This is a genomic window from Hymenobacter sp. PAMC 26628 (assembly GCF_001562275.1).
In the GTDB taxonomy this organism is placed as follows: domain Bacteria; phylum Bacteroidota; class Bacteroidia; order Cytophagales; family Hymenobacteraceae; genus Hymenobacter.
The window spans coordinates 2,476,430-2,493,752 of the sequence record NZ_CP014304.1 but is presented as its reverse complement, the minus strand read 5'-3'; the positions used below and the strand labels follow the sequence as shown (position 1 = coordinate 2,493,752).

Below are 17,323 nucleotides of genomic sequence, written 5' to 3'. Positions count from 1 at the left end.
CTTAATGACCGCGCGGTGCTACTTTACCACGTGCATCTCCAGGCCGTCGAGTTTGGTGATGGGCACCACTTGGTTGTCGCGGAAGCCGCTGGGGTAGGCGTAGCCCTGGAACACGGCCCCCGGGGCGGGCGCGTCGGTGGCCAGGCCGGGCTGAAACGCGGGGCCAAATTCGGCCAGCGCGTTGCCAAAAAACAGGAGCATGTCGAAGCCCTGGCCGGCGTAGGCGGTGGGCGGCAGGTGCTGGCGCTGCAAGTACAGCTGCCGGAAACGCCGGTAGCCCAGGGCCCCCTCGTCGATGTACTTGGGCTGCACGAAGTAAATGCCCGGCCCGTTGAGCTGGCTGGGGTCGAGGCGCGGGTTGTCGAGCCAGGCACCCGAGGCCAGCAGTGGCGGGCGGGTGGCGGCCGGCGCGGCGCGCTGCACACCCAGGAAATAGGGCCCCGCCTTGCGGTCGTCGGACGCCACCACGAGGTGGCCGGTGCCGGCCAGGTCGAGGCCGGCGCTGGCGGCGGCCAGGCTCTCGTCCACGTCGGGGTTGAAGCGGCGGCGGGCGCTGACCTTGCCGCCCAGGGCCTCAAACGTGGCTTGGTAGGCGTCGGCGAAAATGGTTTCGTCGTGGCTGTCTTCGTGCAGCAGCACGGCCGGGCGGCCAATGCCAAAGGCATCGGCGGCGAACTGCGCCGCCAGCCGGCCCTGGGTAGCTGCGCCGGGGCTGTTGAGGTAGTGCCAGGGGTTGTCGAGCACCAGGTCGCCGTCCTGCGAGAGCGGGTTCACGCACACAATCTGGTGGTCCTGGGCGTAGCGGGCCAGCAGCTTAGCGCCCGACTTGTACACCGGCCCAATCAGCAAATCCATACCGGCCAGCTCGGGCAGGGCCAGCACCTGCTTCAGCCCCAGGGTGTCGGCCCCCGTGTCGTAGGCAAAGAGCTGCACCGGGTGGCCGGCCCGCTGGAGCGAGTCCTGGGCCAGGCGCAGGCCGGCGTAGAGGTCGGTCACGAACTGGTTTTTGCGCTGCTTCTGCCAGCTCGGGTCGTCGAGCTCGAAGGGCAGCAGCACGGCCACGTTGTAGCTGGTTTTGCGGGCCGTGGCGCGGGCCACCACCCGGGGCCCCAGGGGCCCGGCGTAGCGGGCCGCGTCGAGGCCAAACTTGGCGACGAGCTCGTCGAGCTGGGGCCGGTCGGCCTCCGTGCCGAAGCCGTTGGGCACGGCCAGGCGGTCGGCGTAGGCGCGGGCCAGGGCGGCGTCGTCGGGGGTGCGGCGCAGCAGGCGCTGCCAGGTGCCGCGGTCGTTGAGGCGGGGCAGGTAGCTGGCCTTCAGCGCGTCGCGGGCAGGGCCGAAGTCGGCGGGTAGGGCCCCCAGCGTTTTCAGGGCCGTGTCGTAGTCGCCCTGCTCCAATGATACCTGGCCTTGCAGCAGCAGCGCCTCGTTGAGGTTAGGGTAGGCGGGGTACTCGGCGCGCAGCAGGTTGAGGAGCTGCTCGGCGTCGGCCCACTGCCGCAAGCGGGCATTGGCCACGGCGGTGAGGTAGGCCGCATCGGCGGCGTGCGCGAAGCGGGCCCCGGGCTGGGCCAGGGGTTCTAACTCAAGCAGCGCCGCGGCGTACTGGCCCTGGTCGAGCTGCACTTTGCCAGCCCGGTAGTGCGCGTCCGGGCTACCCGTCCGGCCGGCGGGCTTGGCAGTAGCAGGCTTAGCGGCGGTGGGCTTGGCAACGGTAGGTTTGGCCGCGGCACTAGCGCCGGCGGTGGGCTTGGCAGTGGCGGCGCTGCCGGTAGCAGGCTTAGCAACAGTAGAATTGCCGGCGGACGGTTTGGCAGCAGTGGAAGTGGCGGCAGTAGGCTTGGTAATAGCGGAAGTACCGGCGGTGGGCTTAGCTGCGGTGGAAGCACCGGGGACCAGCCTGGCCGTGGCCGCCGTGCCAACGGCCGTCTTGACCGCGGTTTTAGCGGCCGGCTTTGCCGCGCCAGCCTTTACAGTCGTTGCAGTCGTGGGCGTTTGGGCAGCCACGGCCAGCGGCAACAGGGCCCCCAGCAGCAGGCGTGGCAGCCGAAACCGGCGGGTAAAAGCAAAGGGCATGGGCAGCGCGGGGTGAGTGGGCCCACAAAAGTACGCAGGGCCCGGGGGCCGTTATTGCCGCAGGGTGCCGCAGGGGCCTCGTGAGGTTCCCGTTAACCCTTTGCCGCCGCCGCCGTGGCCTCCACAAAAATGCGCGTGAACTCGGGGTGCTTGGCCCGGATGGCGTGCTCCAGCCGGGCGGTGGCGGCCACGGTTTCCTCGGCCGACAGCTCGGGCCGGAAGCGCACGTCGAGGGCCAAAATGGCTTCCTGGGGCCCCAGGTACATTGAGAGCGGCGGGTGCAGGCGCGCCACCGCGGGCTCGGCGGCGGCCAGGGCGCGCAGGCTGGCCAGGGTGGCTGCGTCCACGCCCTCGCCCACCAGCAGGCCGCGGGTTTCCGTCAGCATGAACACGGCCATGCCAATCAGCAGCACCCCGATGGCCAGCGACGCGCTGCCGTCGAGGTACGGGTTGTTGAGCAAATGCCCGAAAAACACGCCCGCCAGCGCAATCAGCAGGCCCACGAGCGCGGCCAAGTCTTCGAGCAAAATGGCGTACACGGCCGGGTCGCGGCTGGCGCGCAGGGCCTGCCAGAAACCGGCGTCGCCGCGCGTTTTGTTGAACTCGCGGTAGGCCAGGGTGAAGGCCACGCCCTCGAACACCACGGCCAGGCCCAGCACCCAGTAGTTCCAGGTGGGGTCGGAGAGGGGCGCGGGCTTTTGGATGTGAATCCAGCCCTCGTAGAGCGAGATGCCGCCGCCCACCGCGAAGATGAGCACGGCCACGATCATCGTCCAGAAATACAGCTCCTTGCCGTGCCCAAACGGGTGCTCGTCGTCGGCCGGCCGAGCGCTGCGGGCCAGGCCCAGCAAAATCAGCAGCCCGTTGCCGCTGTCCACCAGCGAGTGGATGCTCTCGGAGAGCATGGCCGCGCTGCCGGTGAAAAACGCCGCCACAAACTTGGCCACGGCAATGGCCACGTTGGCCCCAATGGCCCCGTACACCACGGTTTTGGAGGAAGAGCTACCCGCCATAAAATGAAGATTGAATGAACGCCTGGTACGCGCGCCTGCTGCGGGGGTTGGGAGCCGGGTAGAGAAACCCCCATGAACTGTCATGCTGAGCGGAACGAAGTGGAGTCGAAGCATCTCCACTGCGGCAGTAAATAATTACTTGCGCAAGAGAGATGCTTCGGCTGCGCGGACGCCAGATGGGCATGATGTTCAACGGGTTTCTTTGGTACTCCTGGGGGCCCCGGGCAACGGAGAAGGGCGTCTCACGCAGCCGCTTAGAAAAGTTTCCTTGATACCCCTGGGGGCCCCGGGCCGTACTTTTGCCGGCATGGAGCCCACCTTGCCCTTCACCCGCACGCGGGTCACGCTGCTGTTTGTGCTGGCCGCTTCGGTGGGCCTGAGCCTGTTCCTGATTGCCGGGCGCGTCGTCGTCACGCACCAAATCCGGTTCCTGTTCCTGGCCTGGAACCTCTTCCTGGCCCTTATCCCGTACGCGCTGAGCACGCTGCTCGGGCTGGCCCAGGGGCCCCTGCGGGCGCGCCTGCTGCTGCCGGTGGGCGCGGCGTGGCTGCTGTTTTTCCCCAACGCGCCCTACCTCGTCACCGACCTCTTCCACCTCGACGAGCGCCCCGACGCCCCGCTCTGGTTCGACCTGGCTCTCATCCTCTCCTGCGCCTGGAACGGCCTGATGCTGGCCTACGCCTCGCTGGCCGACATGCAAACCCTAGTGCGCCTGCGCCTGGGGCCCCTGGCCGGCTGGGCCTTCGCCACGGTGGCGCTGCTGCTCAGCAGCTTCGGCATCTACCTGGGCCGCTACCTGCGCTACAATTCCTGGGACGTCCTGGCTAATCCGCTCACCCTCTTCTACGACATCCTCAACCGCCTCCTGCACCCCTTCGCCTACCCCCGCACCTGGGGCGTAACGATGGTATTCGGCGCATTCCTGCTGCTGGGCTACGGGACCGTGCGCGTGCTGGGCCGGGCCCAGGCAGAGTAGGGAAATCAGGCCAGTGAAGTAATAATTGGCCCAATTGGCAATGAATCCTGCGATAGTTTTTGCCTCACTTTACCCGAAAGATTGGTCAGAACGGCGTAGGTATTTATGGGTGCGTTCAGAACGAACACGGTCAACGTGTACTTCTTAAAGTTCTGCTGGTGCTGCAAATTTTTGTCGAACGTCAGTAATGCCTGAAACTCATCGGCTACCATAAGTTTTAGCAGTTCGCCGTTTTTAACACCGTTCCATCCCTTGTCACGCACTGTAAATACTTCGTGTCCGGGAAAATCCTGCTTCAGTCGCTTCGGCAGGTTCTCGTCAAGCAGCAGCTTCATACAATTGCGCGACGTTTGTAGAAGTCAGAAATTTATTAGCCGTTTCTAATACCGCCACCGCTTGCGCCTTGGCTACCGTTGGAAAGTCGTCTAAAAATTCGTCGAGCGAAACGCCAGCTTCCAGATGGTCAAACAGCGACCCTACCGGGACTCTAGTGCCGGCAAATACTGGCTGCCCGCCCAGTATGTCGTGGTCGGTAGTGATTAGGGTTTTGAGGTCCATATTCTAATACTTAGAAAAATTGCGTACTTAATTTTCTGATTTAACAATGAAATCATACGCATGTTCTGTGAAATAAATCGGAATATTTGCCCAAGCAAAATTATTCTGTTTGGCTATCAAATGAGTAGTTTGCATTAATTCCATAAAATGCACAATTATTAGCTGTTCACACCAGTCTCGCGCATTTTGTAAATTGTCGGTGTCAAGCGTAATGTTCTCAAAGGCATTTTGCAAGTCTTCGTAGCCAGTCAAAACAAATTCACTTTTCGTCATTGTTTCTTCTGTTACATCGCAAAGCCATTCCATATCGTTTAAATCAAGTCCTCCGTCCTTGTCAAACGCAAATCCATCTATGCTCCAAATATCTGTATTAATATCAAACTCAATCATTTCAAAATACATAGCTTTTATATTTATACTCTTAGACGTCGATTTGTAAAATTTTTCTATCCAAGCTGCTAATTCCTTGGCTTGAACATTCATTGATTTTTCCAGAATGGTATGAAAATCTGTTGATGGTATTATTTCTAACTCCGACTCAGCAACGCGAGATGCTTCATTAAAATGAAATTTTTCGAGTTCGTTATTTATTTGTTCTGCAAATTCGAAATTCATGTTTACTATTTTTTATTTCAAGTAGAAAACCTTATTCATTGTGCTATTTACAGTGAAAATGCCGTCGCTATCGATAGATGCTCTAAATAACCCAGAAACTTTTAATGTTCGAATATAAGGTAAGCTACTTAGAAAGGCATGGGCTATTGTTATTATTATCCAGCATACAACTGCATAGCGGTAATATTTGTAAGGATAGCCCGAGCCCTTCCTATACGTCGCCGCTGCTCCTACCTTCGCGGATATGCCCCAAATGACCTGGCCGCGCCTGCTCTCGCAGCGCCGCTTCCCCGACCAACAGCTGCCGCCCACCAGCGCGGCGCCCGTGCGCGGGGCCTTCGTGCAAGACTACGACCGGGTGGTGTTCTCGTCGGCCTTCCGGCGCTTGCAGCGCAAAACCCAGGTGATGCCACTGCCCGAAACCGACTTCGTGCACACCCGCCTCACGCACTCGCTCGAAACGGCCGTGGTGGGCCGCTCGCTGGGCCGCCTCGCCGCCCGCCACCTGCTGGAAGCCGACGGGCCCCTGGCCGCGCAGCTGCCCAACCTCGACCAGGACTGTGGCGACATTGTGGCCGCCGCCTGCCTGGCCCACGACATCGGCAACCCGCCCTTCGGCCACTCCGGCGAAGACGCCATCAGCAGCTACTTTGCCAGCGCCGCGGCCGCCCCGTACCTGGCCGGCTTGTCGGCCGCCGAAGTGGCCGATTTGCAGCACTTTGAGGGTAACGCGGCTGGCTTCCGCATCCTCACCCACACCTACGCGGCGCACAGCACCGGCACCGCCGGCCTGGGCCTCACCTACGCCACGCTGGGGGCCTTCACGAAGTACCCCAAGCCGAGCGAGGTGGCCGCCGGGGCCCTAATTGGCGGCGCGTCGGAGAAGAAATACGGCCATTTCCAGGCCGAAAATGCCCGGTTCCGCCACGTGGCCGCCGAGCTGGGTTTGCTGCCCAAAGACGCGGCGGCCGGCTTCTACCACCGCCACCCGCTGGCGTTTCTGGTGGAGGCCGCCGACGACCTCTGCTACCGCATCATCGACTTCGAGGACGGCCTCAAGCTGGGCCTCATCGCCCCGGAAACTGGCCTGCCGCTGCTCAAAGCCATGCTCGGCGACCCGGCCGGGCGCGTGGGCAGCGTGCAGTGGCACGACTGGCGCGAGGAGCTGGGCTACGTCCGGGCCCGCCTCATCGGCAAGCTGGTGGGGGAGGTGGCCACGATTTTTGCCCGCCACGCGCCCGCCATTTTGCGCGGCGAATACGACCAGCCGCTCATCAAGGAGCTGGGCTGCTGGCCAGATTTGCAGCAGGTGCAGCGCCTCAGCGTCGCGCGCCTCTACCGCAGCCGCCCGGTGCTCGAAATCGAGGCCGCCGGCTTCGAGGTGCTCGGGGGCCTGCTCGACGCGTTTCTCGCCGCCACCTTCGACGCTGGGGCCGGCCACCGCGCCCGCAAATTGCTCGACCTCGTGCCCGACCAGTTCCGCGCCGTGGGGCCCCAGGCCGGGGCCCCAGCCTACGAGAAAATCCTGCTCCTCACCGACTACGTGGCCGGCATGACCGACCAGAACGCGCTGAGCCTCTACAAAACCATCAAGGGCATTGAGCTGCCCAAGGGATTTTAGCAGGCCACCTTCCTTAATCAGAGTAGTGATAAAAAGGCCGTCATGCTTCGCTGCGCTCTGCATGACGGCCTTTTGTCTTTTTGGAACAAGCCTTATTACCAAAGTCCGCGCTACATCCGAGTTGATAATGAAGGAATTATGAGGGTGGCTGGCTCGCTGCTGGCATAACCCCGGGGTTTGTTCCGCCGTTACTAACGCCCGGTTTGTACCCTAATTCCCCGCAATGGCCGCTCCCCAATTCTTCTTTGCCACCGGCATCGAAAATAGCAACCCCACCATCCAAAACGGCAAAGTCCGCGTCGACGAGCTAGAAAAATGCGGCCACTACCAGCACTGGCAGAAGGATTTTGACTTGGTGCAGGAGCTGGGCATCGAGTTCCTACGCTACGGGCCCCCGCTGCACACTACTTGGCAGGGCCCCGGCAAGTACGATTGGTCGTTTGCCGATGCCACGTTCCAGGACCTGCACCGGCGCAACATTGTGCCCATCGTGGATTTGTGCCACTTCGGCGTACCCGACTGGCTGGGCAACTTTCAAAACCCCGATTTCCCCAAGCTGTTTGCCGACTACGCGAGGGCGTTTGCCACCCGTTTCCCGTGGGTGCAGCTCTACACGCCGGTGAACGAGATGTACGTCTGCGCCGAGTTTTCGGCCCTCTACGGCTGGTGGAACGAGCAGCTGGCCAGCGACAAAGCATTCGTCACGGCGCTCAAGTACATCGTGAAGGCCAATGTGCTGGCCATGCACGCCATTTCGGCGGTGCGGCCCGACGCGCTGTTTATCCAAAGCGAATCATCAGAGTATTTCCACGCCGAAAACCCGGCCGCCATCAAGCCCGCCGAGCTGCTGAACGCCAAGCGGTTCCTGTCGCTGGACCTAAACTACGGCCGCCGCGTGGACTCCGACATGTACGAGTACCTGCTCGACAACGGCATGACGCGCGACGAGTACCACTTCTTTCTGAAGAATAATCGCAAGCACCAGTGCATCATGGGCAACGATTATTACCAGACCAACGAACACCGCGTGCGCGCCGATGGCAGCACTACGGCGGCGGGCGAAATATTTGGCTACCACACCATTACAACGCAATACTACGACCGCTACCGCCTGCCCGTGATGCACACCGAAACCAACCTCTGGCAGGGCCCCAAGGGCGACGAGGCCGTGAACTGGCTCTGGAAGGAGTGGGCCAACGTGCTGCGCGTGCGCAACGACGGCGTGCCCGTGCTAGGTTTCACGTGGTATTCGCTCGTCGACCAAGTGGACTGGGACACGGCCCTGCGCGAAAACAACGGCACCGTGAACCCGCTGGGCCTCTTCGACTTGCAGCGCAACATCCGGCCCGTGGGGGAGGCCTACAAGAAGCTCATCAGCCAGTGGAAGCGGGTGCTGCCCGCCCAAAGCCTGGCCCTGCAGCTGCCCATCGTCATGCCCAACCAAAGCAACCAGGCCTGGGCCCAGCAAAAACAAGCCGATGCCCAAGCGGCCGAGAAAGACCCGGCCATCGCCGCCGGCGATTCCCCGCTGCAAGGTGCCCACTAATTCCGCCCCATCCCATGCGTTTTCAAGATAAAGTAGTGATTATCACGGGCGGGGCCAGCGGCATTGGCCTGGCCACTGCCAAGCGCCTGGCCTCCGAAGGGGCCCGCATCGTACTGGCTGATCTCAACCAGGCCAATCTCGACGCGGCCGTGCCCGAGGTGCACACCGCCGGGGCCCCCGACGTACTCGCCAGCCTCTGCAACGTGGCCGACGAAGCGCAGGTAATAGCCACCGTGCAGGCCACGCTGGCCAAATTCAGCCGCCTCGACGTGGTAGTGAACAACGCGGGTTTGATGCAATTTAAGGCCCTCGAAGAGCTGACCGGCGACGACTGGCTGCGGGTGCTGAGCGTGGATTTGCTGGGCGCGTTCTACTTCACTAAGCAAGCGTTTTTACACATGAAGCCCGGCGGCGCGGTCGTGAACGTGGCCAGCATCCACGCCATTGCCACCGAGGCACTGGTGGCGCCCTACGCGGCGGCCAAGGCGGCTGTGCTCTCGCTCACGCGCTCGTCGGCTATTGAAGGGGCCCCCAAGGGCCTGCGCATCAACGCCGTACTGCCCGGCGCCATCGACACGCCCATGCTCTGGAACAACCCGAACGTAAAAAGCGGCGTCGAAAAAATCAACCCCAGCGACGTGGGCAAGCCCGAAAACGTGGCCGCCGCCATCGCCTTCCTGGCTTCCGACGACGCCGAATTCGTGCAGGGCTCTGAACTGCTGGTTGACGGCGGCCGGCTCGACCATTTGTAGGGCCCCGGGGCCCTAATTATTCACCCAAACAAAAGCCGTTGCGAATAGCTCGCAGCGGCTTTTGTTTAAGCGTGTCTAAGTGTATTTAATTAATTAAATAATTAGTCTCTTCCTCGTGCAGCGCCACCATGTTGGCGAGCAGTTGCTCAATTAATTTACGGCCTTTCCAAACCGATTTTAGCTTGGCCCGAATCTGCTCGGCCGTTTGCACGAATTCTTGTTCTTCGGCGGTTTCGTGGCCTTCGAAGGCCATTAATTGTTCAACCATCGGCGCGGTCATTTCGGGGTGAAATTGCAAGCCCACAATGCCGTCGCCCCACACGAAGCCCTGCGTGGTGCACCCCGCCGACATGCCCACCCGCAGGGCCCCCGGCGGCACCGTAAAGGCGTCGAGGTGCCAGTGCAGCACGGCGGCTTTCTCGGGCCAGCCGCGCAGCAGTGGGTGCTCCAGTGATTTAGCTGAAAACCGCACCGTCCAAAACCCAATTTCCGGCTCGGCATTCGGCCGTACCTCGGCGCCGAGTGCCTGGGCTACTAACTGGGCCCCCAGGCAAATGGCCAGCGTAATTTTCCCCGCCCGCAGCACCTGCTGAATAAACGCCTTCTCGTCGCGCAACCACGGAAATTGGGCTTCGTCGTGCACGCTCATGGCGCCACCCAGGATTAACAATCCGTCAAAATCGGCCAGCGCCGGAAACACCGGACTGGGCTCGAACAAGCGCGTGTACGCCAGCGAATGGCCGTGCGCCGCCAGCCAATCGGCCGCGTGCCCAGGGCCTTCGTCGGGCAGGTGTTGGAGGCAATGCCAGCGCATTTTAGTTAGGAATTACAATTAACGGATTATTAAAGCACCTTCTCTGCATGGGTGAACATGATTAGAACTAGCGCGGCTATTGCTACACTGCAAAAGCCCATCAAGAAAAGAATCCAGAACGCAATACCCGTCAAGAGGAGCCTTTTGGTGCTAATAAATTTTCTGCGGCTGATTGCGCGATAAGCCCAAACACTCACAAGGAGATAGATTATTTCGAAAGTGTAAAACTCCCAGTAGCACAGTAGAAAACTTATTAATTCCATCGCTATCTATAAAGGAAAGTCGCTTCGGTAACCCGAAGCGACTTTCCTTTATAGATAGCGATTAGGTACAAAGCGCAAATCTACTCCCACTCAATCGTGGCCGGGGGCTTGCTGCTGATGTCGTACACCACGCGGTTGATGCCGCGTACCTGGTTGATAATCTTGTTGCTAACCTCGGCCAGGAACTCGTAGGGGAGGTGGGCCCAGTCGGCGGTCATGCCGTCTACGCTGGTTACGGCGCGCAGGGCCACCACGCGCTCGTAGGTGCGTTCGTCGCCCATCACGCCTACGCTTTGCACGGGCAGCAGCATCACGCCGGCCTGCCAAACCTTGTCATAGAGGCCGTGCTCTTTTAGCAGGTTAATAAATACGCCGTCGGCGCGCTGGAGCAAGTCCACCTTCTCGGGCGTGATGTCGCCGAGGATGCGGATGCCCAGGCCGGGGCCCGGGAAGGGGTGGCGGTTCAGGATTTCGCCGGGCAGGCCCAGCGTGGCGCCCACCTCGCGCACCTCGTCCTTGAAGAGCATGCGCAGCGGCTCCACAATCTTGAGGTTCATCTTCTCGGGTAGGCCGCCCACGTTATGGTGGCTTTTGATGGTGACGGCGGGGCCCTTCACCGATACCGACTCGATTACGTCGGGGTAAATAGTGCCCTGGGCCAGCCAGCGGGCCCCTTCCACCTTCTGCGCCTCGCGGTCGAACACCTCGATGAAGGTGCGGCCGATGGCCTTGCGCTTCTGCTCGGGGTCCGTGAGGCCGGCCAGGGCGGTGTAGAACTCGGCCCCGGCTTCCACGCCGGTCACGTTCAGGCCCAGGCCCTCGTAGGCCTTCAGCACCGAGGCAAACTCGTCCTGCCGCAGCAGGCCGTTGTCCACGAAAATGCCGTGCAGCCGGGGCCCGATGGCGCGGTGTAGCAGCAGTGCCGCCACGCTGCTGTCCACGCCGCCCGAGAGGCCCAGAATCACCTGGTCGTCGGGGCCGATGGTGCTTTGCAGCGCCGCCACGGCCGAGTCCACGAAGTGCTCGGGCGTCCAGCTCTGGGCGCAGCCGCAGATGTCGACGACGAAGTTTTTCACCAGCTGCTTGCCCTCGGTCGAGTGCGTCACTTCGGGGTGGAACTGGATGCCGTAGGTAGCCTGGCCCTCGATTTCGTAAGCCGCCACCTGTACATCGGGTGTGCCAGCAATGGCCAGGAAGCCTTGCGGGAGCGTTTTAATGGTATCGCCGTGCGACATCCAAACCTGCGAGCCGGGCGTGAGGCCATGCAGCAGCGGGTGGTGCTGGTTGAGGTGCGACAGGCGGGCGCGGCCATACTCGCGGATGGTGGCGGGCAGCACCTCGCCGCCGCCCTGCTGGGCTAGCAGCTGGGCCCCGTAGCACACGCCCAGCACCGGCACGTGGCCCAGCAGGTGGCGCAGGTCGGGGTTGGGGGCGTCGGCGTCGCGCACCGAGCAGGGCGAGCCGGATAGCACAACGCCCCGAATGTCATCGCTCAGGGCGAGGGTCGGGGCGTGGGTGTAGGGGTGAATTTCGCAGAAGACGTGCAGCTCGCGGATGCGCCGGGCAATGAGCTGGGTGTACTGCGAGCCAAAATCCAAAATGACGATACGTTCCATGCCGCAAAGGTAGGGCCGGGGCCCCCGCAGGCCCAATGCCCAAAAGAATCTTGCGCAGGCGCCATTTTTTTGCTTACCTTTGCAGCGGCAAGTCAGAACGACCAGCTCCTGCTGAACTCCCCCAGGACCGGAAGGTAGCAAGGGTAGGCGGTCGATGCGGTGCGATTTTGGCTTGCTTTTTTTTGTCCTTTCCCGTCGGCCCCGGCGCTGCTCCGTTTCGCTTTCTGGCGAAGCAGCGAGTAGCTTTGGGGCCGATTCTTTTTTACTTAGTTCGCCGCATGAAGTTCTTCCTTGACACCGCCAACATTGCCGAAATCCGCGAAGCCGTAGAGCTGGGCGTGCTCGACGGCGTGACCACCAACCCCTCGCTCATGGCCAAAGAAGGTGTGCGCGGCGTCGACAGCGTGCTGGGACACTACCGCCACATCTGCGAGCTGGTGGACGGCGACGTGTCGGCCGAAGTGATTGCCACCGACTACAACGGCATCATCCGCGAGGGCGAGGTGCTGGCCGACCTGCACCCCAACATCGTGGTGAAGGTTCCCATGATCCGCGACGGCGTGAAAGCCATCCGCTACTTCTCTGATAAGGGCATCAAAACCAACTGCACCCTGGTATTCTCGGCCGGGCAGGCCCTGTTGGCCGCCAAGGCCGGCGCTACCTACGTGTCGCCCTTCGTGGGCCGCCTCGACGACATTGGGGCCGACGGCCTCCAGCTCATCGAGCAGATTGTGCAGATTTACGGCAACTACGGCTACGAAACCCAGGTGCTGGCCGCCTCCGTGCGCCACGTGCCGCACCTCATCCAGTGCGCCGAAATTGGGGCCGATGTGGTTACCTGCCCGCTCAGCGTCATCCTGGGCCTGCTCAACCACCCCCTCACCGAAAAAGGCCTGGCCACCTTCCTGGCCGACCACGCCAAGGTGAATGCATAATTAAATGTGAAAATGTGGCGGATGTGGAAAAGTGAAAATGCGTTCGATTCAAGCTCGAATTAATAATTCTCACCATTTTTTACATCTCCGCATCCCGCACATTTTCACATTAATTAATATGTACATCATCAAAGTCAAGGGCAAAGCTAAAATTCCGGATTATATCCAGCTCCGCGACGAGCAGTTTGTGCTCATTGCCTATTTCCGGGCCGACCGGCCGCTGAAGGACTTGCACCGCTACGGCCTCGAAGGCAAGGAAACGGCGCTGGCCGCCGTCATTTCGGAGCTGGAGTTTGGCAAGCTTCGCCCGCTCACGATTTAACGCTGCGCGATGTCCGAATTAATCGTTGAGCTGCGCGACGCCACCGTGATGCAGGAAACGCAGGCGGTGTTGCAAGGCGTGTCGTTTACGTTGGAAAAGAGCGACTTCGCGTACCTGGTGGGCCGCACCGGCTCGGGCAAGTCGTCGCTGCTCAAAACCCTGTACGCCGACCTGCCGCTGCTGGTGGGCACCGGCACCGTGGCGGGCTTTGCGCTGCCGCGGCTGCCGGTGGGCAAGGTGCCGTACTTGCGCCGCCGCTTGGGCATCGTATTTCAGGATTTTCAGCTGCTGCCCGACCGCACGGTGGCCGAAAACCTGCTGTTCGTGCTCAACGCCACCGGCTGGCGCGGCAAGGCCCGCAAGCAGCAGCGCATCGCCGATGTGCTGGGCCGCGTGGGCCTGAGCAGTGCCGCCAATCGGATGCCGCACCGTCTTTCGGGCGGCGAGCAGCAGCGCGTAGTCATCGCCCGGGCCCTGCTGAACGAGCCCATGCTGCTGCTGGCCGACGAGCCCACCGGCAACCTCGACCCGGAAGTGGCCGACAGCATCATGCAATTATTCACGGAAATTAATTACGCCGGCACCGCCATTCTCATGGCCACGCACAATTTCCAGGTGATTGAGAAATACCCGCACCGCGTGCTCACGTGCCAGGATGGGGCCCTGCTGGACTCGGCCCGCAATTAATTAGCGCCCGCCATGCCCGGCCTGTCGGTACTCATTCCGGTGTACAACCGACCAGTGGCGGAACTAACGAATGCGCTGCTGGCGCAGGCGCCGCAGTGGCCGGGGCCCGTCGAAATTTATTTATTGGATGATGGCTCGGAAGGGAATTGTCGCTGCCAGAACCGGCCCCTGGGGGCCCTGCCCGGCGTGCGCTACCAGGAGCTGCCGCGCAACGTGGGCCGCGCCGCTGTGCGCAACCTCCTTGCCGCCGGGGCCCAACACGCGTGGCTGCTGCTGCTCGATAACACCGGCCAGCTGCCCGACGGCCAGTTCCTGGCCCGTTACGCCGCTGCCTTGGGCGCCGCCCCGGTGCTGGCCGGCGGCGTGTGCTACGCCCCGGGGCCCCCGGCCGACCCGGCGCTGCGCCTGCGCTGGCTGTACGGGCAGCAGCGCGAGGTGCGCCCGGTGGCGGCGCGTCAAGCCGCGCCGTATGGTCAGTTGCTGATAAACAATCTTTTGATTAGTAAAGAATTGCTACTTCGGTTTCCGTTGGATGAAAGCCTGCGCGGCTACGGCCACGAGGATACCCAGCTGGGATGGCAGCTGGCCGCCGCCGCCGTGCCCGTGCAGCACCTCGACAACCCCGTGCACCACGCGGGGCTGGAAACAGCCGCGGCGTTCCTTGAAAAATCGGAGCAGGCGGTGCGCAACCTGGCCCAGTTGCTGCGCGAACACCGCGTGGAATCCGGCGCCCAGCTGGTGCAAGTGGCCCAGCGGCTGCGCCGCGCTGGCCTAGCACCGGCGGCCCGGGTAGCCCTGAGCGCGGCGGCCCCGGCCCTGCGCCGCCACCTGCTGGGGCCCCGGCCCACCCTGGCGGCCCTCGATGCGCTGAAGCTGCTGTGGCTGCTGCGGGCGCTGGCCGCCTGAATGGGCCCCTGCCCGGCTACCTTTGCCCGCCCCGCTTACCCACCCATTTCGCGCTTGCTTCGTCCTTCTACCCCCATTCGCCTGCTCGACCTGGCCGCCGAGCACGCGGCCCTGCAACCGGCCCTTGATGCGGCCGTGCGCGAAGTGCTGGCCGAGGCGGCGTTCATCCAGGGGCCCGCCGTGGGGCAGTTTGCGGCCGAGCTGGGGGCCTACCTCGGCGGGGCCCACGTGGTGCCCTGCGCCAACGGCACCGATGCCCTCACGCTGGCTTTGCTGAGCCTAGATTTGCCGGCGGGGGCGGAGGTCATCGTGCCGGCCTTCACCTACGTGGCCACGCTGGAGGCCGCCGCGCTGCTGGGCCTGCGCCCCGTGCTGGCCGACGTGCGCCCCGACACGTTCAACCTCGACCCGGTGGCCGTGGCGGCGGCCCTCACCCCACGCACCGGGGCCATCATCGCCGTGCATTTATTTGGGCAATGCGCTGATTTGGAGGCGCTAGGGGCCCTGGCCGCCGCCCACGGCGTGGCCTTAATAGAAGACAATGCCCAGGCGCTGGGGGCCACGTTTCAATCCGCTAGCGGCGTTACGGCCCACGCCGGCACGGTGGGCGCGGTCGGCACCACGTCGTTTTTCCCGTCGAAAAACCTGGGGGCCCTCGGTGATGGCGGGGCCCTACTCACCCGCGACCCGGCCCGCGCCGCGTTGCTTCAGCAACTGGCCAACCACGGCCAAAGCCGGAAATACCACCACCAGCGCATCGGCCTCAACTCGCGCCTCGACACGCTGCAAGCCGCCCTGCTGCGCGTGAAGTTGCGCCAGCTACCAGCCAATACCGCCGCCCGCCAGGCCGCGGCCGCCCGCTACGATGGGGCCCTAGATGACATTTCGGGTTTAAAAATTCCGGTCCGCGACGCGCGCAGCAGCCACGTGTTTCATCAGTATACCGTGCAAGTGGAGGGCCCCGGCCGCCGCGACGCACTGCGTGAGCACTTGCACCAGTGCGGCGTGCCCACGTCGGTGTATTACCCGGTGCCGGCGCATCAGCAGCCCGCGTATGCGTACCTGGGCTACCGGACCGGCCAGTTTCCGGTGGCCGAGCGGCTGTGCGAAACGGTGCTTTCGCTGCCCATGCACCCGCTGCTGACGGTGGCGCAGGCGGCGTATGTGGGGGAGGCGATGGGTTACTTTTTCGCCGGTTGGGAATAAGCTGGCATGGAAATCAGCAAGCCTCCGTACACTTGGCGCAACATCATTTGCGCCGCTTTGTTGGGCGTTATCGCCGCCGGTTATTGGGTGTGGATAGCGCCGCTGAGTGCTGAAATCACAGCGGCCGAACTCCAAGGCAATAGGGGCGAAGCTGGGAGCATGTTTATCTGCTTGTTGGTGATGTTAGGGCTCTATACCCTGCTATTTTTCCTCGGAGCACTTTCATCGGCCCTGCAACGAGGCAGCAAGCCCATGCAAATGTGGCTGCTGCTGGGGCTTTTGCCAACCCTAGTACTGGGAGTGCTTACGGTGGTGGTGATGTGGCACCATGCGCACCGGGTAGTGTAGTGAAATGTAAAGACTTGCTACCGCCTTTACCTTGTTTTTTAACCCTGAGCCTTTGACCCCACTAGCCCCCATTCTTTTTGCTATTTGCGGCGTGGGCCACATCGGCCGCCGCCACGCGGCGCTGGTGGCCCGCCGCGCCGGGGCCCAGCTGGTGGCCCTGGTCGACGTAGACGCGGAGCTGCGCCCAGGCTTGGCCGCGGAGTTTCCCGGCGTGCCGTTTTTCGCGTCGCTCGACGAATACCTCGCCCGGGGCCCCCAGGCCGACGTGCTCACGGTGGCGACGCCCAACGGGTTGCACGCCCAGCAGGCGGTGACCGGCCTGCGCCACGGCCTGCACGTGGTGGTTGAAAAACCCTTGGCCCTGACCGCGGCCGATGCCCGCGCCATCCTGGACGCGGCCCAGCAAGCTGGCCGCCTGGTATTCGGCGTGATGCAAAACCGCTACTCGCCGCCCGCCGCCTGGCTCAAGGAGCTGGTGGACGCGGGCCGGCTGGGCGACGTGTACCTGGTGCAGCTCAGCTGCTTCTGGAACCGCGACGCCCGCTATTACCGGCCCGGCGGCTGGCGCGGCACCGGGGCCCTCGACGGCGGCCCGCTCTTCACCCAGTTCAGCCATTTCGTGGATTTGCTGTATTGGGTGTTCGGCGACGTGGCCAACCTGTCGGCCCGCTTCCGCAACTTCAACCACCAGGCCACCACCGAGTTCGAGGACAGCGGCCTCGTCACGTTCGACCTCGCGCGCGGCGGCAGCGGCACGCTCAGCTACAGCACCGCCGTGTGGGACCGCAACCTCGAAAGCGCCCTCACCGTGGTGGCCGCCCGCGGGGCCCTGAAAATCGGGGGCCAGTACCTCGACAAAATCGAGTACTGCCACGTGCAGGACTACGCCCGGCCCGCGCTGCCCCCCACCAATCCCGCCAACGACTACGGCCCCTACCAGGGCTCGGCCGCCAACCACGGCCACGTCATCGACGACGTGGTGGACACGCTGCAACGGGGCAGCGCCGCCACCAACGCCGCGGACGGCCTGAAAGTGGTGGAAATCATTGAGCGGATTTACGCGCTGCGGTAG

At 62.9% G+C, this 17,323-nt stretch carries 18 protein-coding genes and 1 other RNA gene; 12 read left to right on the top strand and 7 right to left on the bottom strand.

Features of this window, described 5'->3' with window-relative positions:
- Positions 1-18 precede the first annotated feature (18 nt).
- Both AXW84_RS10900 and AXW84_RS10895 read right to left on the bottom strand, forming a co-directional pair.
- Entirely contained in the window at positions 19-2,073 is a 2,055-nt protein-coding gene (locus tag AXW84_RS10900; protein ID WP_068232687.1) for a tetratricopeptide repeat protein, read from the bottom strand.
- Positions 2,074-2,165: 92 nt separating this feature from the next.
- Positions 2,166-3,086: a cation diffusion facilitator family transporter gene (locus tag AXW84_RS10895; RefSeq protein ID WP_068232685.1), complete on the bottom strand. Its 921-nt coding sequence runs from the start codon at positions 3,084-3,086 to the stop codon at positions 2,166-2,168.
- Positions 3,087-3,393: 307 nt separating this feature from the next.
- Here AXW84_RS10895 and AXW84_RS10890 point away from each other — a divergent pair, with 307 nt between their 5' ends.
- The gene (locus AXW84_RS10890; protein ID WP_068232682.1) at positions 3,394-4,062 is read left to right on the top strand and encodes a DUF1361 domain-containing protein; all 669 of its coding nucleotides are present in this window, start codon (positions 3,394-3,396) and stop codon (positions 4,060-4,062) included.
- A gap of 5 nt (positions 4,063-4,067) precedes the next feature.
- On the opposite strand, the gene AXW84_RS10885 is transcribed toward AXW84_RS10890, so the two are convergent.
- The 3 genes from AXW84_RS10885 to AXW84_RS10875 are packed head-to-tail and all read right to left on the bottom strand — an operon-like array spanning position 4,068 to position 5,235.
- Positions 4,068-4,397 carry a DUF5615 family PIN-like protein gene (locus tag AXW84_RS10885; protein WP_068232676.1) on the bottom strand — a complete coding sequence of 110 codons (330 nt, stop codon included), beginning with the start codon at positions 4,395-4,397 and terminating at the stop codon, positions 4,068-4,070.
- A complete protein-coding gene (locus AXW84_RS10880) occupies positions 4,381-4,620 on the bottom strand; it encodes a DUF433 domain-containing protein (protein WP_068232672.1) in 240 nt (79 codons plus the stop codon). The genes AXW84_RS10885 and AXW84_RS10880 overlap by 17 nt, the downstream gene beginning before the upstream one ends.
- 27 nt (positions 4,621-4,647) lie before the next feature.
- Positions 4,648-5,235, bottom strand: coding sequence for a hypothetical protein (locus tag AXW84_RS10875; RefSeq protein WP_068232669.1), 588 nt, complete (start codon positions 5,233-5,235; stop codon positions 4,648-4,650).
- Between the two features lie 244 nt (positions 5,236-5,479).
- On the opposite strand from AXW84_RS10875, the gene dgt reads away from it, so the two are divergent.
- The 3 genes from dgt (at position 5,480) to AXW84_RS10860 (ending at position 9,154) form a co-directional block, all read left to right on the top strand.
- The gene (gene dgt, locus AXW84_RS10870) at positions 5,480-6,856 is read left to right on the top strand and encodes a dGTP triphosphohydrolase (RefSeq protein WP_068232666.1); all 1,377 of its coding nucleotides are present in this window, start codon (positions 5,480-5,482) and stop codon (positions 6,854-6,856) included.
- Between the two features lie 223 nt (positions 6,857-7,079).
- Positions 7,080-8,402 (top strand): family 1 glycosylhydrolase, encoded by a 1,323-nt coding sequence (locus AXW84_RS10865; RefSeq protein WP_068232663.1) that lies wholly within the window; start codon positions 7,080-7,082, stop codon positions 8,400-8,402.
- A gap of 14 nt (positions 8,403-8,416) precedes the next feature.
- Positions 8,417-9,154, top strand: coding sequence for an SDR family NAD(P)-dependent oxidoreductase (locus tag AXW84_RS10860; RefSeq protein WP_068232661.1), 738 nt, complete (start codon positions 8,417-8,419; stop codon positions 9,152-9,154).
- Between the two features lie 85 nt (positions 9,155-9,239).
- Here AXW84_RS10860 and AXW84_RS10855 read toward each other — a convergent pair whose 3' ends face one another.
- Complete coding sequence (locus tag AXW84_RS10855; RefSeq protein WP_068232658.1) at positions 9,240-9,968, bottom strand: type 1 glutamine amidotransferase; 729 nt, start codon at positions 9,966-9,968, stop codon at positions 9,240-9,242.
- Between the two features lie 343 nt (positions 9,969-10,311).
- Positions 10,312-11,847, bottom strand: a complete 1,536-nt coding sequence (guaA, locus tag AXW84_RS10845) for a glutamine-hydrolyzing GMP synthase (RefSeq protein ID WP_068232650.1) — start codon at positions 11,845-11,847, stop codon at positions 10,312-10,314.
- Positions 11,848-11,931: 84 nt separating this feature from the next.
- Between guaA and ffs the strand changes: the two genes are divergently transcribed.
- The 8 genes from ffs (at position 11,932) to AXW84_RS10805 (ending at position 17,323) form a co-directional block, all read left to right on the top strand.
- An RNA gene (gene ffs / locus AXW84_RS10840) (signal recognition particle sRNA small type) lies at positions 11,932-12,029 on the top strand.
- A 96-nt stretch (positions 12,030-12,125) separates the two neighbouring features.
- On the top strand, positions 12,126-12,782 hold the full coding sequence (gene fsa / locus AXW84_RS10835) for a fructose-6-phosphate aldolase (protein WP_068232647.1): 657 nt from the start codon (positions 12,126-12,128) through the stop codon (positions 12,780-12,782).
- Positions 12,783-12,900: 118 nt separating this feature from the next.
- On the top strand, positions 12,901-13,104 hold the full coding sequence (locus AXW84_RS10830; RefSeq protein WP_068232643.1) for a fructose-6-phosphate aldolase: 204 nt from the start codon (positions 12,901-12,903) through the stop codon (positions 13,102-13,104).
- Between the two features lie 9 nt (positions 13,105-13,113).
- A complete protein-coding gene (locus AXW84_RS10825; RefSeq protein ID WP_068232639.1) occupies positions 13,114-13,791 on the top strand; it encodes a cell division ATP-binding protein FtsE in 678 nt (225 codons plus the stop codon).
- Between the two features lie 12 nt (positions 13,792-13,803).
- The gene (locus tag AXW84_RS10820) at positions 13,804-14,697 is read left to right on the top strand and encodes a glycosyltransferase family 2 protein (RefSeq protein WP_068232636.1); all 894 of its coding nucleotides are present in this window, start codon (positions 13,804-13,806) and stop codon (positions 14,695-14,697) included.
- A gap of 54 nt (positions 14,698-14,751) precedes the next feature.
- Positions 14,752-15,903 carry a DegT/DnrJ/EryC1/StrS family aminotransferase gene (locus AXW84_RS10815; protein ID WP_236943304.1) on the top strand — a complete coding sequence of 384 codons (1,152 nt, stop codon included), beginning with the start codon at positions 14,752-14,754 and terminating at the stop codon, positions 15,901-15,903.
- A gap of 6 nt (positions 15,904-15,909) precedes the next feature.
- The gene (locus tag AXW84_RS10810; RefSeq protein WP_068232630.1) at positions 15,910-16,251 is read left to right on the top strand and encodes a hypothetical protein; all 342 of its coding nucleotides are present in this window, start codon (positions 15,910-15,912) and stop codon (positions 16,249-16,251) included.
- A gap of 52 nt (positions 16,252-16,303) precedes the next feature.
- Complete coding sequence (locus tag AXW84_RS10805; RefSeq protein ID WP_236943303.1) at positions 16,304-17,323, top strand: Gfo/Idh/MocA family protein; 1,020 nt, start codon at positions 16,304-16,306, stop codon at positions 17,321-17,323.